The following is an 18164-nucleotide window of genomic DNA, read 5'->3' as shown; positions in this document are numbered from 1 at the left end:
TTGTTCATTCAATGTATATTGCAAATACAATTAATGAACAGGGAGGTGAGGAGTGAAGGCAAAAGAGAGAGAGTTTTTCTGCACTATTCGCGAGGCGATTTTTTCGAATCCCTTTGGCAGGACACGGCTGGAGTTGGATCGGATGGCTACAGGGCTGTCGGCTGGCACACCGCTTGAGCAGATCCTGAAAAATCTGGTTGAGAAAGCAGGGAAAATTATTGCAGCAGTCGAAGCGAGAGAAGGGATCAGGCTGTCAGCTGATGAGAACCAGCTATTGGAATACGGAAAGTTGTTCTACACCTTTCACCTTTTTTGTGATGATTATGATGCTCATATTCAGGCGCAGATCAAAAAAGGGGACGAGTGCTGCCCAGTCCCTTTTGCAGATGACGTACTCTCTATGCTTGGTGGATTCGGTTTTACCGAAAGTGATGCTGAGCGATTTCTAGCCCTTTTTTTTCAGATGCGCCGTGCCTATTTCTTTATCCGCACTATAGCGGGAAACAGCAGCAGCGTAATGAATCTGCGAAGAGTATTGTGGAACAATGTCTTCACTGGAGATATCCAACTCTACAACACCTACCTGTGGGACAGGATGGAAGATTTCTCCACCATGATTCTTGGCGAAACCGGTACCGGTAAAGGCATGGCTGCTGCAGCAATCGGCAGATCGGGATTTATCCCATACAATAAGAAAACCGGAACTTTCAGCGAGAGTTTTGCCCGCGCGTTTATTTCAATTAACCTCTCCCAGTTTCCTGAGCAACTCATTGAATCTGAACTCTTCGGTCATAAAAAAGGGTCATTTACCGGAGCTATCGAAGCACATCTCGGCGTTTTCTCAAGATGCAGCCCATGTGGTGCAATTTTCCTCGATGAGATAGGCGATGTTGATGTTCCTGTGCAGATTAAATTGCTACAGGTGTTACAGTCGCGAACCTTTACACCGGTTGGCAGTCATGCGTCGGAGAAATTTGCGGGCAGAGTTATCGCGGCCACCAATAAACCGCTCGATAAACTGAGGCAACAGGGCGAGTTTCGTGATGATTTTTACTACCGCCTCTGCTCTGATGTTATAGAGGTGCCGCCTCTTCGCCTGCGCCTGGCAGAAAATTCAGGGGAATTGCTCGATCTGCTTACAGTTGTTGTACGGCGAATTATCGGCCGACAATCGTCAGAACTGGTAGAGAAACTCCATTACTATATCACCACAAATCAGCCTCGTGATTACGCTTGGCCTGGTAATATCCGTGAACTTGAACAGTGTGCCCGACGCATATTGCTTAATAATCACTATTCATGGCATCAGGAAATCTGCGATGAAGAGACGATAAATTCACAGATGAAAAGTGGCGAGTTAACTGCACAGCAACTGCTGGCCAAATATTGCTCGCAGCTTTACAGCAACCTCGGAACATATGAAGCTGTTGCCAGGCTCACCGAGCTTGATCGAAGAACGGTAAAAAAATATATAGAGTCAGATGGATAGTGCTCTTTTGGCACTCGTTCAAGAACCCGCTATTTTTTGTTGAGCGTAATAATCGTAATTTCTCCGGGGCAGTTGAATCGTACCGGAATACCGGAAGGGCCAGCACCTCTGCTGGTGTATCCTTGCATTGGTCCGTATTCCCAGGCACCTTTAGCTGTGTAGCGTGGAGCCCGGCTGTTGGTAATAACCGGTGTACCGTCAGCAAAGCAGATCTGTCCGCCATGGGTATGACCGCATAGATACAAATCCGCATTAATTGCGGCTGCCTCCAAGTAGGCTTCGGGAGAGTGAGCGAGATAGATAGTAAAAGCTCCTGCTGGAACGTCTGCCACCGCTTTTTCAGTATCATCAAGCTGGTAATAATGTGGATCATCAACGCCTATAACCCAGATCTGCTCACTGCCACGCGCTATAGGGGCAGAATCGTTGACAAGCATGACAACACCAGCATCTTCAAGGTCCGGCAGCATTTCTATGCAGTCATGATTTCCAAGTACGCCAAATGTTCCATATTCAGCTGTTACTGCCTGCATCATGTCTTCAAGATTGTTGATTGATGCCTTGGTATCCCCATATATCTTCAGGCGAATATCTCCGCCGACAAGGCAGAGGTCAAACACATTTTCTGACAAGAGGGTCTTGAGTTTTGGTGTAATACCAGATAGTCCGTCAAGATGCAGGTCGGTGATAAACAGTATACGGAATCCTTCAAACTCTTTCGGAAGATTTTGAAAGTAATAGTTCTTTCTAACAGTTGTGATGTTAATGGCGTTTTCTTCACCTTTGCTATACAGCCCTGTGAGCTTAAAAAAAACAGTAAGTAAAATCTGATCAGAGAGAAAACTTGTGAGGTTGAACCATACCTGCCATTTAGCAAGCGGGGTGTGGCATGCTCTCCATTCCCGGTATCTCACACTGGATTTGATTACTCGCGGATAGGGGTCCGGTAATGGTCGCTGGGTAATATAGTGCCAGAGCTTTGAGCTTGAGTAGGCAAAGGTGATGAAAATGACAAGTACAGCAATGTTCTGTAATAGGTTGAGATGTAGGAAATAGTTGAGAAAAATCAATGGAAAGAGTGATTCAAAGAGTTGATCAATTATCGGTAGATCTTTACCGCTGGCAACGATAAACCGGCGCTTGATAAAGCTGGATAACAGATCGCCTGTCATTGCAAGAAAAGCTGTTATTCCGGCAATCCACCAGGCCTGGCCAATCAGTGGAAATGCTAGAGTGCCGCCACAGATGGCAGTAATTAAGCCGCGAACTGTCTTATTACTGCCGAAAAGAGGGTGGCCGTCAAACCAGGATTTTCCTCCGTCCACTCTGTAATTAAAGCGGTCATTGGTAAGGAGGGCGATAAAAGGTGGTATCCCGTTCACCAGAAGAAGAAAAACTATGATGTGTAGAGTTTCATTCATTGTTCACTCCGACCTTCGACGAACTGGGTTTAAAAGCTGTGGGGTGGGGCTCAGTGTTTGCTGAAGAAGGTCAGGCTTAGCCGGTTTCTCTTGAGTGTGCTGCAAAGGCTCGTGAGAAGACCATACCATAGTCTATGGCAGCGGCGAGGCTGCAAAACGAAGCAAAAATCAGTGCAGGGAAGACATTGTCACTGGTGAGGATGACTGTCATAAAAAGAACAAACTGGCCAGCTGTTGCAAGTTTTCCTGAAGCCCTGGCTCCCATCTTTTTAAATGCATCCCATCGTCGTATTGCAGCAACATAGATGGCTGTAAATGCGACAAGAATATCCCGGGATATGACCAGTGGAAACCAGAGGAATGAAAACTTTGCCCGTGTCACAAAAACGGCGAGAACTGCAAGTACGAAGAGTTTATCTGCGATAGCATCAATTAACCCTCCCTGCCAGCTTTCAACTTTCCAGCGTCTGGCAAGCCAGCCATCAAGAATATCCGTGGTACCTGCTCCAAGGATGAGCCACCCCCAGAAACTCTCAGGGCAGAATGGAAATGCCAGAGCTGCAATTAGTCGTAATGTCGAGAGAAAGCTGGGGATTATTTGTTTGAGAAAGTTCATGCTGTGAGTGACATAAAAGTTGCCTGAGTTAAATACCATAAAAAATATTAGGGAATATTAGAGAAATTTTCCTAATAATCTTCTGAGAAAACTAAGCGATACCATTATATACCCAACCTAGTGTCGGTGTCGAGAGATGGATGAAAAAAGAAGTAGGGGCATGAGATTTACCCGGTGTGATGCAGCATATGAAAGGGGCTGAAGTGATTCAGCCCCGAAATGAGAGTCTGTGATGGTCGTAAAAGCGTATCGAATATTATACTGCAACTGAATCAGCCGGCTGCGCCAGAATTCTGTCGCTTATGAGCCGTAGAACCACACCGTACATTGGTAGAAACAGCGCCAAGCTTACGATAAGTTTGAAGCAGTAGTCAACCATGGCTATCTCTGTCCAATTGGCGGCCATGAAGGCGTCAGAGCTGGCATAAAATGCAAAGGAAAAGAAGATCACTGTATCAATCAGGTTGCCGAGAACTGTTGAAGCTGAAGGTGCAATCCACCATTTTGTATTTTGCCTGAGTCTGGCGAAAACCTTAACGTCCGCAAGCTGGCCGATGACATAGGCTGCAAAACTGGCAAAAGCGATGCGGAAGACAAAAATGTTGATTGCAGCGAGACCGGCAATCCCCTGGTAGGCGCCTTCAAAAAAGAGAACTGAAACAACATACGAGATTATCAGCGCAGGCAGCATGGCTCCGAAAATAATCTTTCGAGCTTCTTTGGCGCCAAAAATGCGAACCGTTAAATCTGTTGCCAGATAAACAAATGGGAAACTGAATGCACCCCAGGTCGTATGGAATCCGAAAATCTGGAAAGGCAGCTGTACGAGGTAGTTGCTCGCAGCGATAATGATAATGTGAAAACTTACAAGAATGAACAGGGCGCGCTTTATTTGCGCATCAGAAAGAACCAGCATTTGTGGCATCCTTTTTGGTTGTCGGGGTGAGGGAACCCGAATTAACACGTTTGTCGAACCTATGATACTTCATACATGCTGTATAGACCATAGTCTATACGCCAATGTCGACGCTATATACAGAAAACGCGACATTATAACGACTTTTGGCAGTCTGACAACGTTTTTTGTCCTAGGAGGCTGCGAGCAATGTACATCCATCAAGTATGATCCGTAATAAAAACAGGTTAGCGGGCCACAATTTTGCTGACCCGATAACTGATCATATTGGATTAACGTTGCCTTACCTGAAAATTATTGTCTCCAGGCATCTCTTTCGACTCTGCCGAGAAAAATTTTTGTGCAGATCTCAACGTTACGTGGAGTGTCGCCAGCCTGGATACGCAGTAATCCTTCGCGGATGATGATTTTTTTTAGTAATTCTCGTCCATTAGAATGGTTGTAGTAGATGTCAGAATCAAGTATGTCGGTAACGTTTTCGGCTTCAACCCTGTCAATAATCAACTGCATTCCAAGATTAAGGAAGGGATCCTTGATGCTCGAAAGCTCATTTTCCAGTGCCAGAAGTCCGGATTTAAAGGCAACTTCTGAGAGTTCTTTGAGCTGTTTGACGATGGGGATAAGCGTTTCCTGATCTTCTTTACTGCATGAAGCTTTTGCTGCCAGTGATAAATCCCGTAACATGCCTGCTCCCATAAAAGTTGATTCATGATACTTGAGTGAAGTGTTGACAAGTTTTAGTTTCTCACATCAGCAGATGAAATACCAGTAAAAGCAGGAGCGGTTTTTTTATATGTGAAATTGCTTGTTACTATATGTAATTATGCAACTTGTATGGCGTTGAACTCAAGTTGGAAAGACTCTTTCTCATTACCTGAATTCATTGAGTAGGTGCCTTGTAATTCGACTTGGAGAGAGAGACCGGCTGCAGCTCCATGAAGACTGTGGAGTATTTGGGGCCGCTCTTCCACATTGCAGTCATCATTGAACCAGAGGGCGATGTTTTCTCCCTGCTCACCCATCTGCAGCAGAAATGCGTTGTGCTCAATAAAAATGAGATCGTCGTATACATAGGTCACATCAAGACCAACAGTCTCAATGAGTGTTTTAATAAGGCCTAGTGGTTTTACTGGAATAGTCATATCGTATCTCAACTCGGGGCTGTCAAAGAAAATTGATGAATATTTTGGCTACAGATCGCCATTTGAAATCAGGTGGGGAGTGAGTAGGCTCTGTATTTCTGTACCAATTTCGAGGATTGTCAGTATCTGTTCTTCATTTGGCTGGATGTAATGTGATTCCTCGAGGTCACATATGTCCTGGAAGGTATCAAGAAAATCGAGCTTTTCCCGTAAGCCGGGAAGTTCGCCAGTATGGCGTTCAAGTGCTGTAGCGAGATCTCCCATGGTGTGGTTTTCGGCGAGGTCACCGTTTTTCATGAGAAAGGCCATGATGTATTTTTCAATCGCCATGGCGGTGATGTTGTAGAGCGCCTCAGGCGTAAACGTCTTTTTCTGTTTTTTTACTGCACCTGTTACGACGCGCAAAAACTGTTCGCCGTCACGAAAATAGTCCTGCCAGTCACTTATCTGGATAATGTTTTCACGGGGTTGGATCTGAAAGTTAGGTATCATCTGCATTTCTCATTTGTATAGGTTCGCAGACAGACAAGCTCTGTGTGTTTCCAGCCGGTTGTAGTATAAAAAGATAACGCGTTAGTATTATTACGATCTGCTAGCAATTGCAGGCGGTGGATATTTTGCTGTTGTGCCCAGTTTTCCAGGGTGCTGAGTAATTGGCGTCCTACGCCTTGCCCCCGATAGGTTGACGTGACCACAACATCTTCTACGAGCAGACTGTAACCACCTTCTGCGGTGGAAATTACGGTTTGGCCTGTACACATACCGATTACCGTGTTGTGGTATTCAGCCACCAGTATTAGGCCGCGACCTGAGTTCAATAACATGGTGATCCCGGTTTTTTGCCGTTCATAATCGAAAATGAAGTCCTCCTCTATTTCAAAGAGAGACTTGAGCAACAGGATCATTTGATCAACATCGTTAAGAACTGCAGGCCGGATTGTAGCATTAAGTATGGTCATTCGAGTCTGTTACGAAATGAGATACTCTTCGGCCGGTTCACCATCTTCGATTCCATCAAGAATGGCATCAATAGCTTCTTCGCTGTCAACACTTTTAAACCACCAGTTTTCAGGTTGTACAACCATCACCGGGCCTGATTCGCACTGCTTCAGACAACCTGTGGCAACGACCTGCATGTCGAGACCGCGATCGAGAATCTCTTCTTCTATATATTGCAGAAAGCCGTCTGTCTGTTTGTGACAGATGCCTTTAGGGTCGCCTTTCATTCTGAAACTCTGACAGACAAGTATCTGTTTTTCCGGTGTAGCCATGTTAGTAATCCTTTTATGATGATTTTGAATGCATACCGCGTGATTTCTTTCCGCCACCGTATAGCTGATCAACGGTGCCGTTTATATTGTCCTGAGTAATTACTACCTGAATTCCGTGACCGTCCAGAATGCGTCGGGGACGCTCACCGGCGCTGGCTGTCAACAGGGCAAAACAATCGGGAATACTGCTGGCGAGTATTTCCCAGCGGTCTTTGCCAGCAGAAGATGCAGGCGCGGGACGGCACTCGAGCAGGCAGTTGAGACCGTCATCCCGTGGTCCGTAGACAAGGAGCTGCGGGGCCTGGCCAAGATGGAGATCCACATCCATGCCGTTTGAGCTTACTACGGCAATGTTTGGTCTGTTTTTATCTGGTTTTGGCAGGATGCTCGTGGTTAATTCCGGTGTTGCTGTTGAAGCAGGCCGGCCCTGTCGCGAGGGCAGGATTTCAGACAACTCATCTATCAGGCTGAGCACGTCTTTCTGCTCGGGCTCAGGCAGCACGATATCCGCTTCAGGTTCAGGTGAGTAGGGGTGCAGTATCAGTTCATCAGCCCCCAGTTCAGCAACCTTTTTTGCCATAACCAGCAAGTGATCATCATTAGCTGTCGGATAAAGGGTGCTGACTATCCGAACAAACATTCCGGCATCTTTAAATGCCTGTATGGATTGTGTTTGCTCTATATGTAATATTTCTGCAGCTTCAGAAAGTTTTAATGTTTTAAATCCCGGTCGTATCCAGGCGTACAGGTTTTCGAGCACCATCGGGTCCATGCCGTCAATCAGCAGCTCAACTTCTGTTACACCGGCCTTGCGAAGCTTATCTGCATACTGAAGCCCGCCAATTCCGAGGGTTCTGACAATGACGTTTATCTCAGGGAAATTCTCTTTAATGGCAAGGATAGACTCAAGGCTAAGCTCAATGTCAGCGAGTGGATCGCCAGGGCCGTAAATCAACACGCTATCTGATGCAGCGCCTTTAGAGCGGAGATCTGAAACCATTTTCACAGCAGCTTGTGGCAGGATGTGTGTTGGTTTTGTCGTGCCAAGCGCGCTGAAACGTATCCGGTGATTTATCCGCGGTGCTACCTGTAGCTGAACAATTGAGGCGTGCGGCTCAGGTCCGATGCAGCTTCGTTCAGTTGTTTTGGGGCTTGTATCCATAATTGCCTCGCTCCTGTCTGGAAGTATTTTTAACGCAGGTCAGGAAACTGGTGTGCAGGGTGATGGCGGCAACAGCAGCGAATTAACCATCACCCTGCACACCAGGGATTGTTTTACTTGTACTATTATCCGCAATTGCTGATGAGCGGTTTGGCTCTATAATTAGTAAACCAGCTCAAACTTCTCTTCCGGGTTGTCACGATCCAGTCGGTCAAGCAGTACGCCAAGGATTTTCTCAAGCATTCTGAGACCACCCTTGTACCCAACGGTCGGGAAGTACTGGTGACCCTGACGGTCAAGAATCGGGAAGCCCCAGCGAATCAAAGGAATGTCTTCATCCCGGGCAATGTATTTGCCGTAGGTGTTACCGATCAGAACATCGACAGGATCGTTCTTTATCCACTGGTGTAAGAGAAACATATCTCCGGCAGCTTTGACGTTCACTTCAAACGGCATGTCTTTGGTGATCTCTTTGATGCGTTTTTCAAACTTCTTGCCAGGGGTACCTGTGACGATATGGACAGGACACATATCGATGGAAACCAGGAACTCGGTCATGGCGATGAGCTGATCAGGGTCGCCAAAAATGGCTACCTTTTTGTGATAAAAATACTGGTGCATATCAGAGATCAGGTCGACGAGCTGACCACGTTCTTTAGCAACTTCGTCAGGTACTGTGGTTCCTGCAACTTTTCTAAGAGCGTCAACAAATCTATCTGTAGCCTGCAGACCAAAAGGCATATCAAGAATCGAGCAGGGGACTTTGCACTGAGTGTCGAGGGTACGTGCTGCATCGGCTGAACACCACTCGCCAAGTGCCAGGGTTCCTATTGCGTCACCACTTTTCTTGATGTCGTCAATCGGGGTTCCTGCATCAGGGAACATATTGTACTCGCCTGTAAGCGGGGCGTTAAGTACACCGCCGGTATCAGGGAACATGGTGATCTTGACGCCGACCATATCTGCAATACGTTTGATCTCTTCCATGTCGGCGGGTTCAACCCAGCCTGGAATGATGTTTACTTTGCCGTTTTTGGTGCCACTGCGTGTTGCCAGTTTGGCCATGGCTTTGACCATGTTTGAAAAACCGGTTACGTGTGAGCCGACATAACTTGGAGTTGGAGCACCGAGTACGGTTTTGCCTTCAGGGACTTTTTTGTCTTTGATCGCCTTATCGAAAATCTGAGGCAGATCGTCACCGATGGTCTCTGAGAGACAGGTGGTGTGTACGGCAATGACTTCCGGTTCGTACACGGTAAAAATATTGTTTATAGCCTGCAACAGGTTGGCCTGGCCGCCGAATACGGAAGCGCCCTCTGTAAAAGAACTGGTTGCGGCTGAAATCGGCTCTTTGTAATGCCTGGTGAGTGCAGATCTGTGATATGCACAGCAACCCTGGGAACCGTGACTATGTGGTAGGCATCCCTTGATTCCGAGTGCAGCGTACATTGCGCCGATCGGCTGGCAGGTCTTGGCCGGGTTAATCATCAGAGCCTTTCGCTCTGTTATTTCTTCTGGTGTATGTCTCAATAGCATGGCGATACCTTCTTAAGGCAACCTTTAGCGCTACCTCCTCCATCAATATCTATAATGTTGGAAGGTGCAGAACTGAAAGGTGCCTTTATACTTTTGAATTTATTCCCAAACATAGGTTGCAGATAGCTCGGGGTTTTCCTGCCATGGAGCTTTCATATAACCCCACACCCGGCTGTTGACCAATCTGTCGATTTCTTTATAAAAGTTGACTGCTCCAACAAAGCCCGCATATGGTCCGCCAGAATCGTAGCTGTGCAGCTGTTTCATCGGCACGCCAAGCTTCTGGATGGAAAATTTCTCCTTAATACCTGCACAGAAAAGATCCGGTTTCATCAGCTCAACCAGTTTTTCCGCTTCATACTGATTCGGGTCATCGAGAATAAGAGTGCCTTTGTCCATGTCCGGAATAAGTCCGTCGTAATCCCTGAATTCGAAGCCCTTGTCTTCAAGTGCTTTGATTTCTTCGGGAGTTTTACGAGGGTTGTATAATTCAGGATCGGCCTCGACGTGGATCTCTTCGATGTTACGGCTATCCGCGTCCACTTTCAGGTTGGGGATGACGTGACGACCTTCGTAGTCATCTCTGTGGCCGAACTCGTAACCGGCAGAGAGGGTTTTTATACCCATCTCGTTGAACAGCTCCTGGTAGTGATGCGCTCGGGAGCCACCAACAAAGAGCATTGCGGTTTTACCTGTGGTTCGGGGAAGCACATCCTGGATGACAGCGTCAACCGCAGGCATCTCTTCAGCTATAACTTTTTCGATTGTGGCAATAAGTTCGGCATCTCCGAAGTATTCACCAATCTTTCTAAGCGATTTAGCGGTTGCCTCGGCACCAATAAAGTTGACCTTAATCCATGGGATACCGTATTTGGTCTCCAGCATGTCGGCTACATAGTTGATGGAACGGTGACACATAACGCAGCTCAGATCAGCCTGGTTGGCAGAAGCAAACTGGTCGTAGGTCGCATTGCCGGAGAATGTCGCGATGTTGGTGATGCCGCATTTCTTCATTATGCGGTCAATCTCAAAACCATCACCACCGATGTTGTACTCTCCAAGCAGGTTTATCTTGAATTTCTCAGTTTTCTCAGTCTCGCTTTTGCCGACGAGATGAGTGAAAACCTGATTGTTAGCGATATGGTGACCAGCAGACTGGGATACACCTTTATAGCCCTCACAGCTGAAGGCAAAAACGTTACAGTCGCCAAACTTTTCTTTCATCTTTTTTGCAACAGCATGAATGTCATCACCAATCAGACCAACAGGGCATGTTGCAAATACTGCGATTGCCTTGGGGTGAAACAGGTCATATGCTTCCTGGATTGCTGCTTCTAATTTCTTCTCACCACCAAAAATGATGTCAGAGTCCTGCATATCTGTAGACATGCAGTAGTTGATGAAGTTGGCATTTTCATGGCCGGATGCATCCGACTGGTTACGTCGGGTTAACCAGGCGTAGAAGGAGCAGCCGATCGGTCCGTGAACCAGGTTGACGATATCACTGGTTGGACCCATGATAACGCCTTTACAGCCTGCGTAGGTGCAACCGCGCATTGTGATAATGCCTGGAATGGTTCGTACGTTGGCGGTGATCTCCGGGGTGGAGTTCTCCAGTGCTTCGTTTATAAGAATCTGCTTGGCACGTTTTCTGGCAACCTTGGGCGGATACTTCGCCAGCAGCTTTTCCTTAATGTCAGTGGGATCCCACTGCACAGTTTTCTGTGCTTTTCCCATGTCAATCTCCTTGAGGGGCAAGTTGATGTCCGTGACAGGAACTACCCCTCTCAAATATGTATTCGTATGGTACGTTTCAAACTCGAAATCAGCTGATCGATTTGGTTCCCTTCTCACCGGTGCGGACACGTACTGCATCCCCTAGAGGAAGGATGAAAATCTTGCCGTCACCAGGTTTGCCCGTCTTGTTAGCTTCTATGATCGCCTGAACAACATCGTCCACCTGGTCATCTTCGATTACAGCTGTGACCATACGTTTTGGATAGAGTTTGCCTTTTTCACCAAGCAGTTCTGCAGCTTCTTCGTAGCCCTGCTCCACACCTTCCAGCAATTTAGGATTAACAAATCCAAGTCCACGCCCTTGCGCTTCATGGGCGAAATATGCCGCTATACCGGCGTCGGAAAGAGCTGCTTTGGTGCGGTTCATCATATTCATCCGAACAACCGCAATTACCTCTTTCATGCTGCAACCTCCTCGGTGGCTTCCTTGACTCCTGAGCTAATGGTGTAGACATCCTCAACCTCAGTCACGAAAATCTTACCATCACCAAAAGCACCTTTCGTTCCTGATCGGGCTGCGTCCATGATGGTGTTGATGACAAAGTCTTTGTCTTCTGCTTTAACAACGCTCAGCAGCATGGTCTTAGGAATCTCATCGTAAGTAACTTCACCAATCTTGATACCGCGCTGTTTACCCCGGCCTGCTACGGAGTATTTGGTTACTGCTGGAAAACCCGCGTCCATAAGGGATGCAAGAACGTCGTCCGCTTTCTCTGGTCTGACAATGGCTCGAATCATGATCATCATTGTAAATCTCCTCAATTACCTGTAATTACCGTGTCTTTTTTGTTTTTTAAACGTTCGGGCTATGCCTGTTCCAGCAGACCGAAGTCGAGTAGCAGCTGTTCGAGTTCTTCAATTTCCAGAGGGGTTGGGATCGTAAAATCTGTGTTATCATCAATTGCCTTGGCAAGGCCGCGGTATTCGTTGGCCTGCGGTGCCTCAGGGTTCCATTCAATAACGGTTTTTCTATTGATCTCGGCACGCTGTACATCGTTGTCACGTGGAACAAAGTAGATCATCTGGGTGCCGAGTTTAGCAGCAAGCTCTTCGATCATCTCTTTCTCGTTGTCAACATTACGGGAGTTGCAGATAAGGCCACCCAGTCGAACACCACCGGATTGCGCGTACTTCATGATACCTTTACAGATGTTGTTTGCCGCATACATGGCCATCATCTCACCTGAACAGACGATGTAGATTTCTTCCGCCTTACCATCGCGAATCGGCATTGCGAAACCACCGCATACAACGTCACCAAGTACGTCGTAGAATGCATAATCAAGTCCTTCACACTCTTCATAGGCACCGAGGGACTCGAGCATGTTGATGGAAGTGATAATACCCCTGCCAGCGCAACCTACTCCAGGCTCAGGGCCACCTGATTCAACAGCCCATGATCCGCCGTAAGCTGCTTTGCGGATGTCATCAAGTTCAACGTCCTCACCTTCTTCGCGGAGAGTATCGAGAACCGATTTCTGAGCAAGACCACCGAGCAGAAGGCGGGTGGAATCCGCTTTAGGGTCACAGCCGACTACCATAACTTTGCGGCCCATTTCAGCAAGGCCGGCAACTGTGTTCTGTGTTGTTGTAGATTTTCCGATTCCGCCTTTTCCATAAATTGCAACTTTTCGCATTGTGATCTCCTTTTGCAGATATGTAGTGCTTCATTGCAGCTGTGATAAACCGCTTAAATTCTGTTTGTGAATTTCTTTGTAAGTAACGGTTTGCTGATTGTGCGATCTGTTGTCTCTTCTAAGGCAAAGGCTGTGCCACTTGTTGTTCAAAAAAAATAATAATAGTAATAACAGTAATATGAATTGTTAGTTTGTGGTGGGATGGGGAGTTTGCTGAACATGACACTCTGTAACAAAGAGACGCTGTTTTGTAGATATTCCTACAAAAATGTCGTTGTGTAACAGTGTTGCTTGAAGGCGGGGGCGAAAATAGCGAGTGTAACCAATTTAAAAATCTTACGAGAATGTAGAGAAAATTTACATTGGTGAGACGTTGTTTGTTTTCTAGATGCTGTGGACGTAATTTATTTAAGGTTCTAAGTAATTGAATAATTTGCTTAATATTTGTTCTGTTGGTCCTTTGTTAGAGGGGTGGATCGAAAATTGCTTGCTGGGATGGCAGAGCGTCAACTCTTGAAGGAGGTGTGCTCTGTAAGGGGGAATTCTTTTCTAGCTTTTAGAATATCATATATAAAACTCATCACAGTCACAGAGGAATACGCAATGGATAATGATATATCAGCTCTCTTGCAGAGAAAAGAGTCGACGCAGGGGCTTGAACTGCGTGCATTGCATAGAATAACTAAGCTCATAGGCCGGGCAGTTGATCTTGATCAAACATTGGCCTCGATCTTGAGAGTACTGCATGACACAATGCGAATGCAGCGGGCAACACTTTTGTTACTAGATAAAAACACTCAGCGCCTGACTATCAGAGCGAGTTGTGGCCTGACAGAAGAGGAGGAATTGCGAGGTGTGTATAAGCCAAACGAAGGTGTCTGCGGAAAAATATTTCTGACCAAATCTCCTTTCGTTGTCCCTGATATACACAGTGAACCGCTATTTCTGAATAGAACCGGTTCGCGGCCACCCTTAGGTAAAGAGCGGCTCTCCTTCCTCGGTGTACCTGTGCTTTTAAAAGATGTGCCTGTCGGGGTTTTGAGTGTTGATCGATTGTTTGGTCGTGATGTCTCCTTTGAAGAGGATGTTCGTTTTCTCACTGTTCTGGCGACGCTTATCGCCCAGTTTATAACTTTGCATGAAGAGATTAAGCGAAAGGAAGCGAAACTCCAGGAAGAAAACCGGTCTTTAAAGGCAAAGCTGCACAGTAGACATAAAGGTCACTTTATAATAGGGCACTCGAAACCGATGCGCGATGTCTACTCTATTATAGAAAAGATCGCGACCAGCGCGGTTACGGTGTTGCTTCTGGGAGAGTCCGGAACCGGAAAGGAGTTAGTTGCACGCGCCGTACATGAATCAGGTGGACGTCGGGATAAACCGTTTATTAAGGTAAACTGCGCAGCTCTGCCTGAAACTCTTCTTGAGAGTGAGTTGTTTGGTCATGAGCGCGGTGCATTTACGGGGGCGCATGCAACCAGGCCAGGCAGGTTTGAGCTGGCAGATAATGGTACAATATTTCTGGATGAGATTGGTGAAATGCCACTGGCGTTACAGGCCAAAATGCTTCGTGTTCTCCAGGAAAAGCAGTTTGAAAGGATTGGCGGTGGAAAAACCATGGATGTGGATGTCCGTATCATCGCAGCTACTAATGTCGGTCTCGAACAAGCGGTTGAGCAGGGTAATTTTCGAGCTGATTTGTATTACAGACTGAATGTTGTTCCTATAGTGCTTCCACCTCTGAGAGAGCGGTTGGAAGACATTCCCTTATTGTTAAATCATTTTTTAAGCACGAGTAACCAGCGGAATAGCAAGAACCTTCTGCTTACCTCGGATCTTCTTGATTTTTTGATGGATTATCCATGGCCGGGTAACGTTCGTGAGATGCAGAATATAGTAGAGCGTATGGTTATTCTTGCAGAAGGAGATCGGCTAACTTTGTCAGATCTGACTCCTGGTGTTCTTGCCTGGAGGAATGGCTCCGGCAGGCTGGCTGTTGAACAGGAGGTTCCATTGGCTTCTGCCCCTGCTGCCGCAATCGAAGTACAGCAGCCTGGAAGGAAATCCCTTCATGATATAGAAAAGGATGAAGTTGAAGCTGCCCTGCGTCGTCACGGCTGGGTGCAGGTAAGAGCTGCCAAAGAACTTGGTTTAACCCAGCGGCAGATAGGTTACCGGATAAAAAAGTACGGTCTTTCACGCCTTGATACTTATCGATAGTTTCCCATAGGTGTGACTGTGCTTTTAGCTACCACCTCCATTTTGAGTGTACCTCTTCTGCAGGAACGTGACTTTAACGTCTCCAGGCGTTGATTTCTTTATTGCCTGAGAAGAGGTGCGGATTTCTCAATGCTCAAAATCTTCTCAATATTGCAGATGTATCGTTGTAACTCATATAATTTCATTATTTCCAGTCTCCAGCTAGTCTCATGTCATGTGTCAGATGTCGTTATCATGTGAAGCTTTTTCTCTTCCTGCGAGGCACGATTGATGGAGCATAGCCGCGCTATGTAACAGAACGGGTAACGAAGTCAGGAAGTTAAAAAGGCGAACAGAATTATACATCTGAGGCTGTCCGAGAATCGGAATTAGGTTAAAAATCAAGATGTTTTCTTCGAAAAAGCAATCGCTTACTTGAGGTGATCATTTTTTCAATATGAAGTCATGTCGTAGAGTTTGGAATAAAAAAGCTCATGAAGTGAGAGCTAAGCCATACAGAGTCGTATGATTTTTATGTGCGTACGATAATTTCCCAGAGCTACACTCTCGATACATTGTCGTGAGACCTGCAAGACTCGTGAACTTGACGGGTCGTTTGCCTCCTCCTCTTTTCTGATCAGGAAAAACCTAAATATGACTATATGTGATCTTATGGTGAATCATACATACCAACGTCATAGGCTTGTCTTGTAAGTATTGCCAGTAAAATCGATGGTTTTTAAGGGTGGAGTGGTTTGCTCCATCCACCATGACGGTGATAGAATAGCATTTCTCCACTATGCAATATTGAGCCGAAAGATGTTCTGGTTGAATTCAGTGCCAAAGATAAAAATTACAAATCTGTAATAAAATATGTCATGAATTGACCAAAATGTAAGCATTGTGTAAAAGCTCAAATGGTCAGTTTTACAGTGTAATGTGCTGTTAAGCATCTGTAATCTATGTGGTAAATATTATTTAATGTCTGCTGGCACGAAGCTTGTAATAGAAATACAAATTTGTTGATCACCACTTCTGCTGCTTCACACTAATGGAAAAGGGCAGGTATTAACCACAAGGAGGATTGTCGTGAAATTGAGCTTAAAAATGAAGAAAAGAACGTACTGGGGGGGGGCAGCATTACTTGCTTCCCTGGCCATAGCTGGTCCGGCTCTAGCCGAGGAAGCCAGCGTTGGTGACACCCTGATTAACCTGGCCTACGCGGTAGACACATTTTACTTTCTGATGTCAGGTGCTCTGGTCATGTGGATGGCCGCAGGTTTTGCAATGCTTGAGGCTGGCCTTGTCCGCAGCAAGAATACTGTAGAGATTTTAACAAAGAACGTCGCGCTATACTCAATCGCATGTATTATGTACATGTTTGTTGGTTATAACATTATGTACGGTGACGGCAGTGGAATAATTCCAGGCTTTGGTTTCTTCCTCGGTGCTGACCATACGGCAGCTGATGTTCTGGCAAGCAATGGAGAGACGTATTACTCTAAAATGTCAGACTTTTTCTTCCAGGTGGTTTTCGTTGCGACCGCTATGTCAATCGTTTCGGGTGCTGTTGCTGAACGTATGAAACTCTGGGCATTCCTTGCATTTGCAGTTGTAATGTGTGGTTTTATTTATCCTGTGCAGGGTTACTGGAAGTGGGGCGGAGGTTTTCTTGACGCTCTTGGTTTCCTTGACTTTGCCGGTTCCGGTGTCGTTCATCTCTGTGGCGCCTCAGCAGCACTCGCCGGTGTTTTACTTCTTGGAGCACGTAAAGGTAAGTATGTTGGTGGAAAGATTCACGCAATTCCAGGTGCTAATCTTCCGATGGCAACACTTGGTACCTTCATCCTCTGGCTCGGTTGGTTCGGTTTTAACGGTGGTTCCGAGTTGAAAATCAGTAATATTGAAGAAGCAAACGCAGTATCGATGGTTTTTGTAAACACCAACACCGCAGCAGCTGGTGGCCTTGTAGCAGCACTGTTCTTCTCTCGAGCATGGTTCGGTAAAGCTGACCTTACCATGGCATTAAACGGCGCGCTTGCAGGTCTTGTAGCAATTACTGCTGAACCTCTTACTCCTACTCCGCTTATGGCGACTCTGGTTGGTGCGATCGGTGGTCTGATAGTTGTTGCTGCTATTGTTTTCATTGATAAAGCGAAAATTGACGACCCTGTCGGTGCAATCTCAGTTCATGGTGTTGTCGGAATCTGGGGACTGCTGGCGGTATCATTTACAAATCCTGAAGGATCTCTTATAGCACAGCTCACCGGTATCGCAGTGATATTCTCCTGGGTCTTCTCCACAAGCTTTGCAGTATGGTTGGTACTGAAAGCCGTAATGGGTATCCGTGTAACTGAAGAAGAAGAGCTTGAAGGTTGCGACATCTCTGAGTGTGGACTTGACGCATATCCGGAATTTACCAAAGACTGATACTAGGAGATCAATACAATGAAGAAAATCGAGGCAATATTCAAGCCCTTCAAGCTTGAGAGTGTAAAAGAGGCCCTAACGGACCTCGGCATAGCCGGAATGACAGTTTCAGAAGTAAAAGGTTATGGACGCCAGAAAGGGCACAAGGAAGTATATCGCGGTGCTGAATATAATGTAGAGTTTAACCCAAAGACAAAAATTGAACTGGTCGTAAACAGTGAAGTAGCAGAAAAGGTTGTAGAAGCTATCCGCAACGCTGCTAACTCCGGCAAAATAGGAGACGGAAAGATTTTTGTCCTGCCGGTTGAGGATGTGATGAGAATCCGAACCGGTGAAAGAGGTAAAGAAGCAATTTAGAAAAAGTACAACCAGCAAGCAAAACCTTCCAGCTGTAACAAAAAAGCCCCTGTCTTCGGACAGGGGCTTTTTTGTTGTGCAGTAATGTCTATTGGATCCGAAGTTAGGCGTTAGGAGGGTATACGCAAGTGAACGTTTTTCTAAGATAACACGATGTGTCAGGAGGTCATCCATAGACGATGCGAGGAATA

General features: G+C 46.3%; 18 protein-coding genes. 4 read left to right on the top strand and 14 right to left on the bottom strand.

The features are described from left to right. Positions 1–52: 52 nt before the first annotated feature. The gene (locus FCL46_RS22605) at positions 53–1489 is read left to right on the top strand and encodes a sigma 54-interacting transcriptional regulator (protein WP_228723267.1); all 1437 of its coding nucleotides are present in this window, start codon (positions 53–55) and stop codon (positions 1487–1489) included. A 29-nt stretch (positions 1490–1518) separates the two neighbouring features. Here FCL46_RS22605 and FCL46_RS22600 read toward each other — a convergent pair whose 3' ends face one another. The 14 genes from FCL46_RS22600 to nifH form a co-directional block, all read right to left on the bottom strand. Next, positions 1519–2910 carry a CDP-archaeol synthase gene (locus FCL46_RS22600; RefSeq protein ID WP_136809388.1) on the bottom strand — a complete coding sequence of 464 codons (1392 nt, stop codon included), beginning with the start codon at positions 2908–2910 and terminating at the stop codon, positions 1519–1521. A gap of 76 nt (positions 2911–2986) precedes the next feature. Continuing rightward, entirely contained in the window at positions 2987–3526 is a 540-nt protein-coding gene (locus FCL46_RS22595; protein WP_167506000.1) for a CDP-alcohol phosphatidyltransferase family protein, read from the bottom strand. A 256-nt stretch (positions 3527–3782) separates the two neighbouring features. Next, complete coding sequence (locus FCL46_RS22590) at positions 3783–4442, bottom strand: 7-cyano-7-deazaguanine/7-aminomethyl-7-deazaguanine transporter (RefSeq protein ID WP_136809386.1); 660 nt, start codon at positions 4440–4442, stop codon at positions 3783–3785. 294 nt (positions 4443–4736) lie between these two features. Continuing rightward, positions 4737–5126, bottom strand: a complete 390-nt coding sequence (locus FCL46_RS22585) for a MotA/TolQ/ExbB proton channel family protein (RefSeq protein ID WP_136809385.1) — start codon at positions 5124–5126, stop codon at positions 4737–4739. Between the two features lie 137 nt (positions 5127–5263). Continuing rightward, positions 5264–5584 carry a hypothetical protein gene (locus FCL46_RS22580; protein WP_136809384.1) on the bottom strand — a complete coding sequence of 107 codons (321 nt, stop codon included), beginning with the start codon at positions 5582–5584 and terminating at the stop codon, positions 5264–5266. 48 nt (positions 5585–5632) lie between these two features. Then, positions 5633–6076: a HEPN domain-containing protein gene (locus FCL46_RS22575; RefSeq protein WP_136809383.1), complete on the bottom strand. Its 444-nt coding sequence runs from the start codon at positions 6074–6076 to the stop codon at positions 5633–5635. Further along, positions 6073–6543: a GNAT family N-acetyltransferase gene (locus tag FCL46_RS22570; protein ID WP_136809382.1), complete on the bottom strand. Its 471-nt coding sequence runs from the start codon at positions 6541–6543 to the stop codon at positions 6073–6075. Before FCL46_RS22570 ends, FCL46_RS22575 begins: the two co-directional genes overlap by 4 nt. Before the next feature lie 9 nt (positions 6544–6552). Continuing rightward, positions 6553–6855: a (2Fe-2S) ferredoxin domain-containing protein gene (locus FCL46_RS22565; protein WP_136809381.1), complete on the bottom strand. Its 303-nt coding sequence runs from the start codon at positions 6853–6855 to the stop codon at positions 6553–6555. A gap of 13 nt (positions 6856–6868) precedes the next feature. Beyond that, positions 6869–8017 (bottom strand): NifB/NifX family molybdenum-iron cluster-binding protein, encoded by a 1149-nt coding sequence (locus tag FCL46_RS22560; protein WP_136809380.1) that lies wholly within the window; start codon positions 8015–8017, stop codon positions 6869–6871. Positions 8018–8179: 162 nt separating this feature from the next. Continuing rightward, positions 8180–9553, bottom strand: coding sequence for a nitrogenase molybdenum-iron protein subunit beta (gene nifK, locus FCL46_RS22555; RefSeq protein WP_136809379.1), 1374 nt, complete (start codon positions 9551–9553; stop codon positions 8180–8182). Positions 9554–9652: 99 nt separating this feature from the next. Continuing rightward, a complete protein-coding gene (gene nifD / locus FCL46_RS22550; protein WP_136809378.1) occupies positions 9653–11290 on the bottom strand; it encodes a nitrogenase molybdenum-iron protein alpha chain in 1638 nt (545 codons plus the stop codon). Positions 11291–11378: 88 nt separating this feature from the next. After that, positions 11379–11753 carry a P-II family nitrogen regulator gene (locus FCL46_RS22545; protein WP_136809377.1) on the bottom strand — a complete coding sequence of 125 codons (375 nt, stop codon included), beginning with the start codon at positions 11751–11753 and terminating at the stop codon, positions 11379–11381. After that, on the bottom strand, positions 11750–12097 hold the full coding sequence (locus FCL46_RS22540) for a P-II family nitrogen regulator (protein WP_136809376.1): 348 nt from the start codon (positions 12095–12097) through the stop codon (positions 11750–11752). The genes FCL46_RS22545 and FCL46_RS22540 overlap by 4 nt, the downstream gene beginning before the upstream one ends. A 59-nt stretch (positions 12098–12156) precedes the next feature. Continuing rightward, entirely contained in the window at positions 12157–12987 is an 831-nt protein-coding gene (gene nifH / locus FCL46_RS22535; protein WP_136809375.1) for a nitrogenase iron protein, read from the bottom strand. Positions 12988–13590: 603 nt separating this feature from the next. Between nifH and nifA the strand changes: the two genes are divergently transcribed. The 3 genes from nifA (at position 13591) to FCL46_RS22520 (ending at position 17973) form a co-directional block, all read left to right on the top strand. Then, positions 13591–15207: a nif-specific transcriptional activator NifA gene (gene nifA / locus FCL46_RS22530; RefSeq protein ID WP_136809374.1), complete on the top strand. Its 1617-nt coding sequence runs from the start codon at positions 13591–13593 to the stop codon at positions 15205–15207. A 1224-nt stretch (positions 15208–16431) separates the two neighbouring features. Next, positions 16432–17616, top strand: coding sequence for an ammonium transporter (locus tag FCL46_RS22525; protein WP_420811293.1), 1185 nt, complete (start codon positions 16432–16434; stop codon positions 17614–17616). A gap of 18 nt (positions 17617–17634) precedes the next feature. Then, a complete protein-coding gene (locus tag FCL46_RS22520) occupies positions 17635–17973 on the top strand; it encodes a P-II family nitrogen regulator (protein ID WP_136809372.1) in 339 nt (112 codons plus the stop codon). Positions 17974–18164 lie beyond the last annotated feature (191 nt).

This window comes from Desulfosediminicola flagellatus (assembly GCF_005116655.2).
GTDB classification, from domain to species: domain Bacteria; phylum Desulfobacterota; class Desulfobulbia; order Desulfobulbales; family Desulfocapsaceae; genus Desulfopila; species Desulfopila flagellata.
This window is presented reverse-complemented; position numbering and strand designations above follow the sequence as displayed.

Coding starts and splice junctions, on each gene's coding strand:
- FCL46_RS22580 (WP_136809384.1), bottom strand. CDS start 5,584: ATGACTATTCCAGTAAAACCACTAGGCCTTATTAAAACACTCATTGAG.
- FCL46_RS22575 (WP_136809383.1), bottom strand. CDS start 6,076: ATGATACCTAACTTTCAGATCCAACCCCGTGAAAACATTATCCAGATA.
- FCL46_RS22595 (WP_167506000.1), bottom strand. CDS start 3,526: ATGAACTTTCTCAAACAAATAATCCCCAGCTTTCTCTCGACATTACGA.
- nifA (WP_136809374.1), top strand. CDS start 13,591: ATGGATAATGATATATCAGCTCTCTTGCAGAGAAAAGAGTCGACGCAG.
- FCL46_RS22560 (WP_136809380.1), bottom strand. CDS start 8,017: ATGGATACAAGCCCCAAAACAACTGAACGAAGCTGCATCGGACCTGAG.
- nifK (WP_136809379.1), bottom strand. CDS start 9,553: ATGCTATTGAGACATACACCAGAAGAAATAACAGAGCGAAAGGCTCTG.
- nifD (WP_136809378.1), bottom strand. CDS start 11,290: ATGGGAAAAGCACAGAAAACTGTGCAGTGGGATCCCACTGACATTAAG.
- nifH (WP_136809375.1), bottom strand. CDS start 12,987: ATGCGAAAAGTTGCAATTTATGGAAAAGGCGGAATCGGAAAATCTACA.
- FCL46_RS22525 (WP_420811293.1), top strand. CDS start 16,432: ATGTCAGGTGCTCTGGTCATGTGGATGGCCGCAGGTTTTGCAATGCTT.
- FCL46_RS22545 (WP_136809377.1), bottom strand. CDS start 11,753: ATGAAAGAGGTAATTGCGGTTGTTCGGATGAATATGATGAACCGCACC.
- FCL46_RS22565 (WP_136809381.1), bottom strand. CDS start 6,855: ATGGCTACACCGGAAAAACAGATACTTGTCTGTCAGAGTTTCAGAATG.
- FCL46_RS22590 (WP_136809386.1), bottom strand. CDS start 4,442: ATGCTGGTTCTTTCTGATGCGCAAATAAAGCGCGCCCTGTTCATTCTT.
- FCL46_RS22570 (WP_136809382.1), bottom strand. CDS start 6,543: ATGACCATACTTAATGCTACAATCCGGCCTGCAGTTCTTAACGATGTT.
- FCL46_RS22600 (WP_136809388.1), bottom strand. CDS start 2,910: ATGAATGAAACTCTACACATCATAGTTTTTCTTCTTCTGGTGAACGGG.
- FCL46_RS22585 (WP_136809385.1), bottom strand. CDS start 5,126: ATGTTACGGGATTTATCACTGGCAGCAAAAGCTTCATGCAGTAAAGAA.
- FCL46_RS22540 (WP_136809376.1), bottom strand. CDS start 12,097: ATGATGATCATGATTCGAGCCATTGTCAGACCAGAGAAAGCGGACGAC.
- FCL46_RS22520 (WP_136809372.1), top strand. CDS start 17,635: ATGAAGAAAATCGAGGCAATATTCAAGCCCTTCAAGCTTGAGAGTGTA.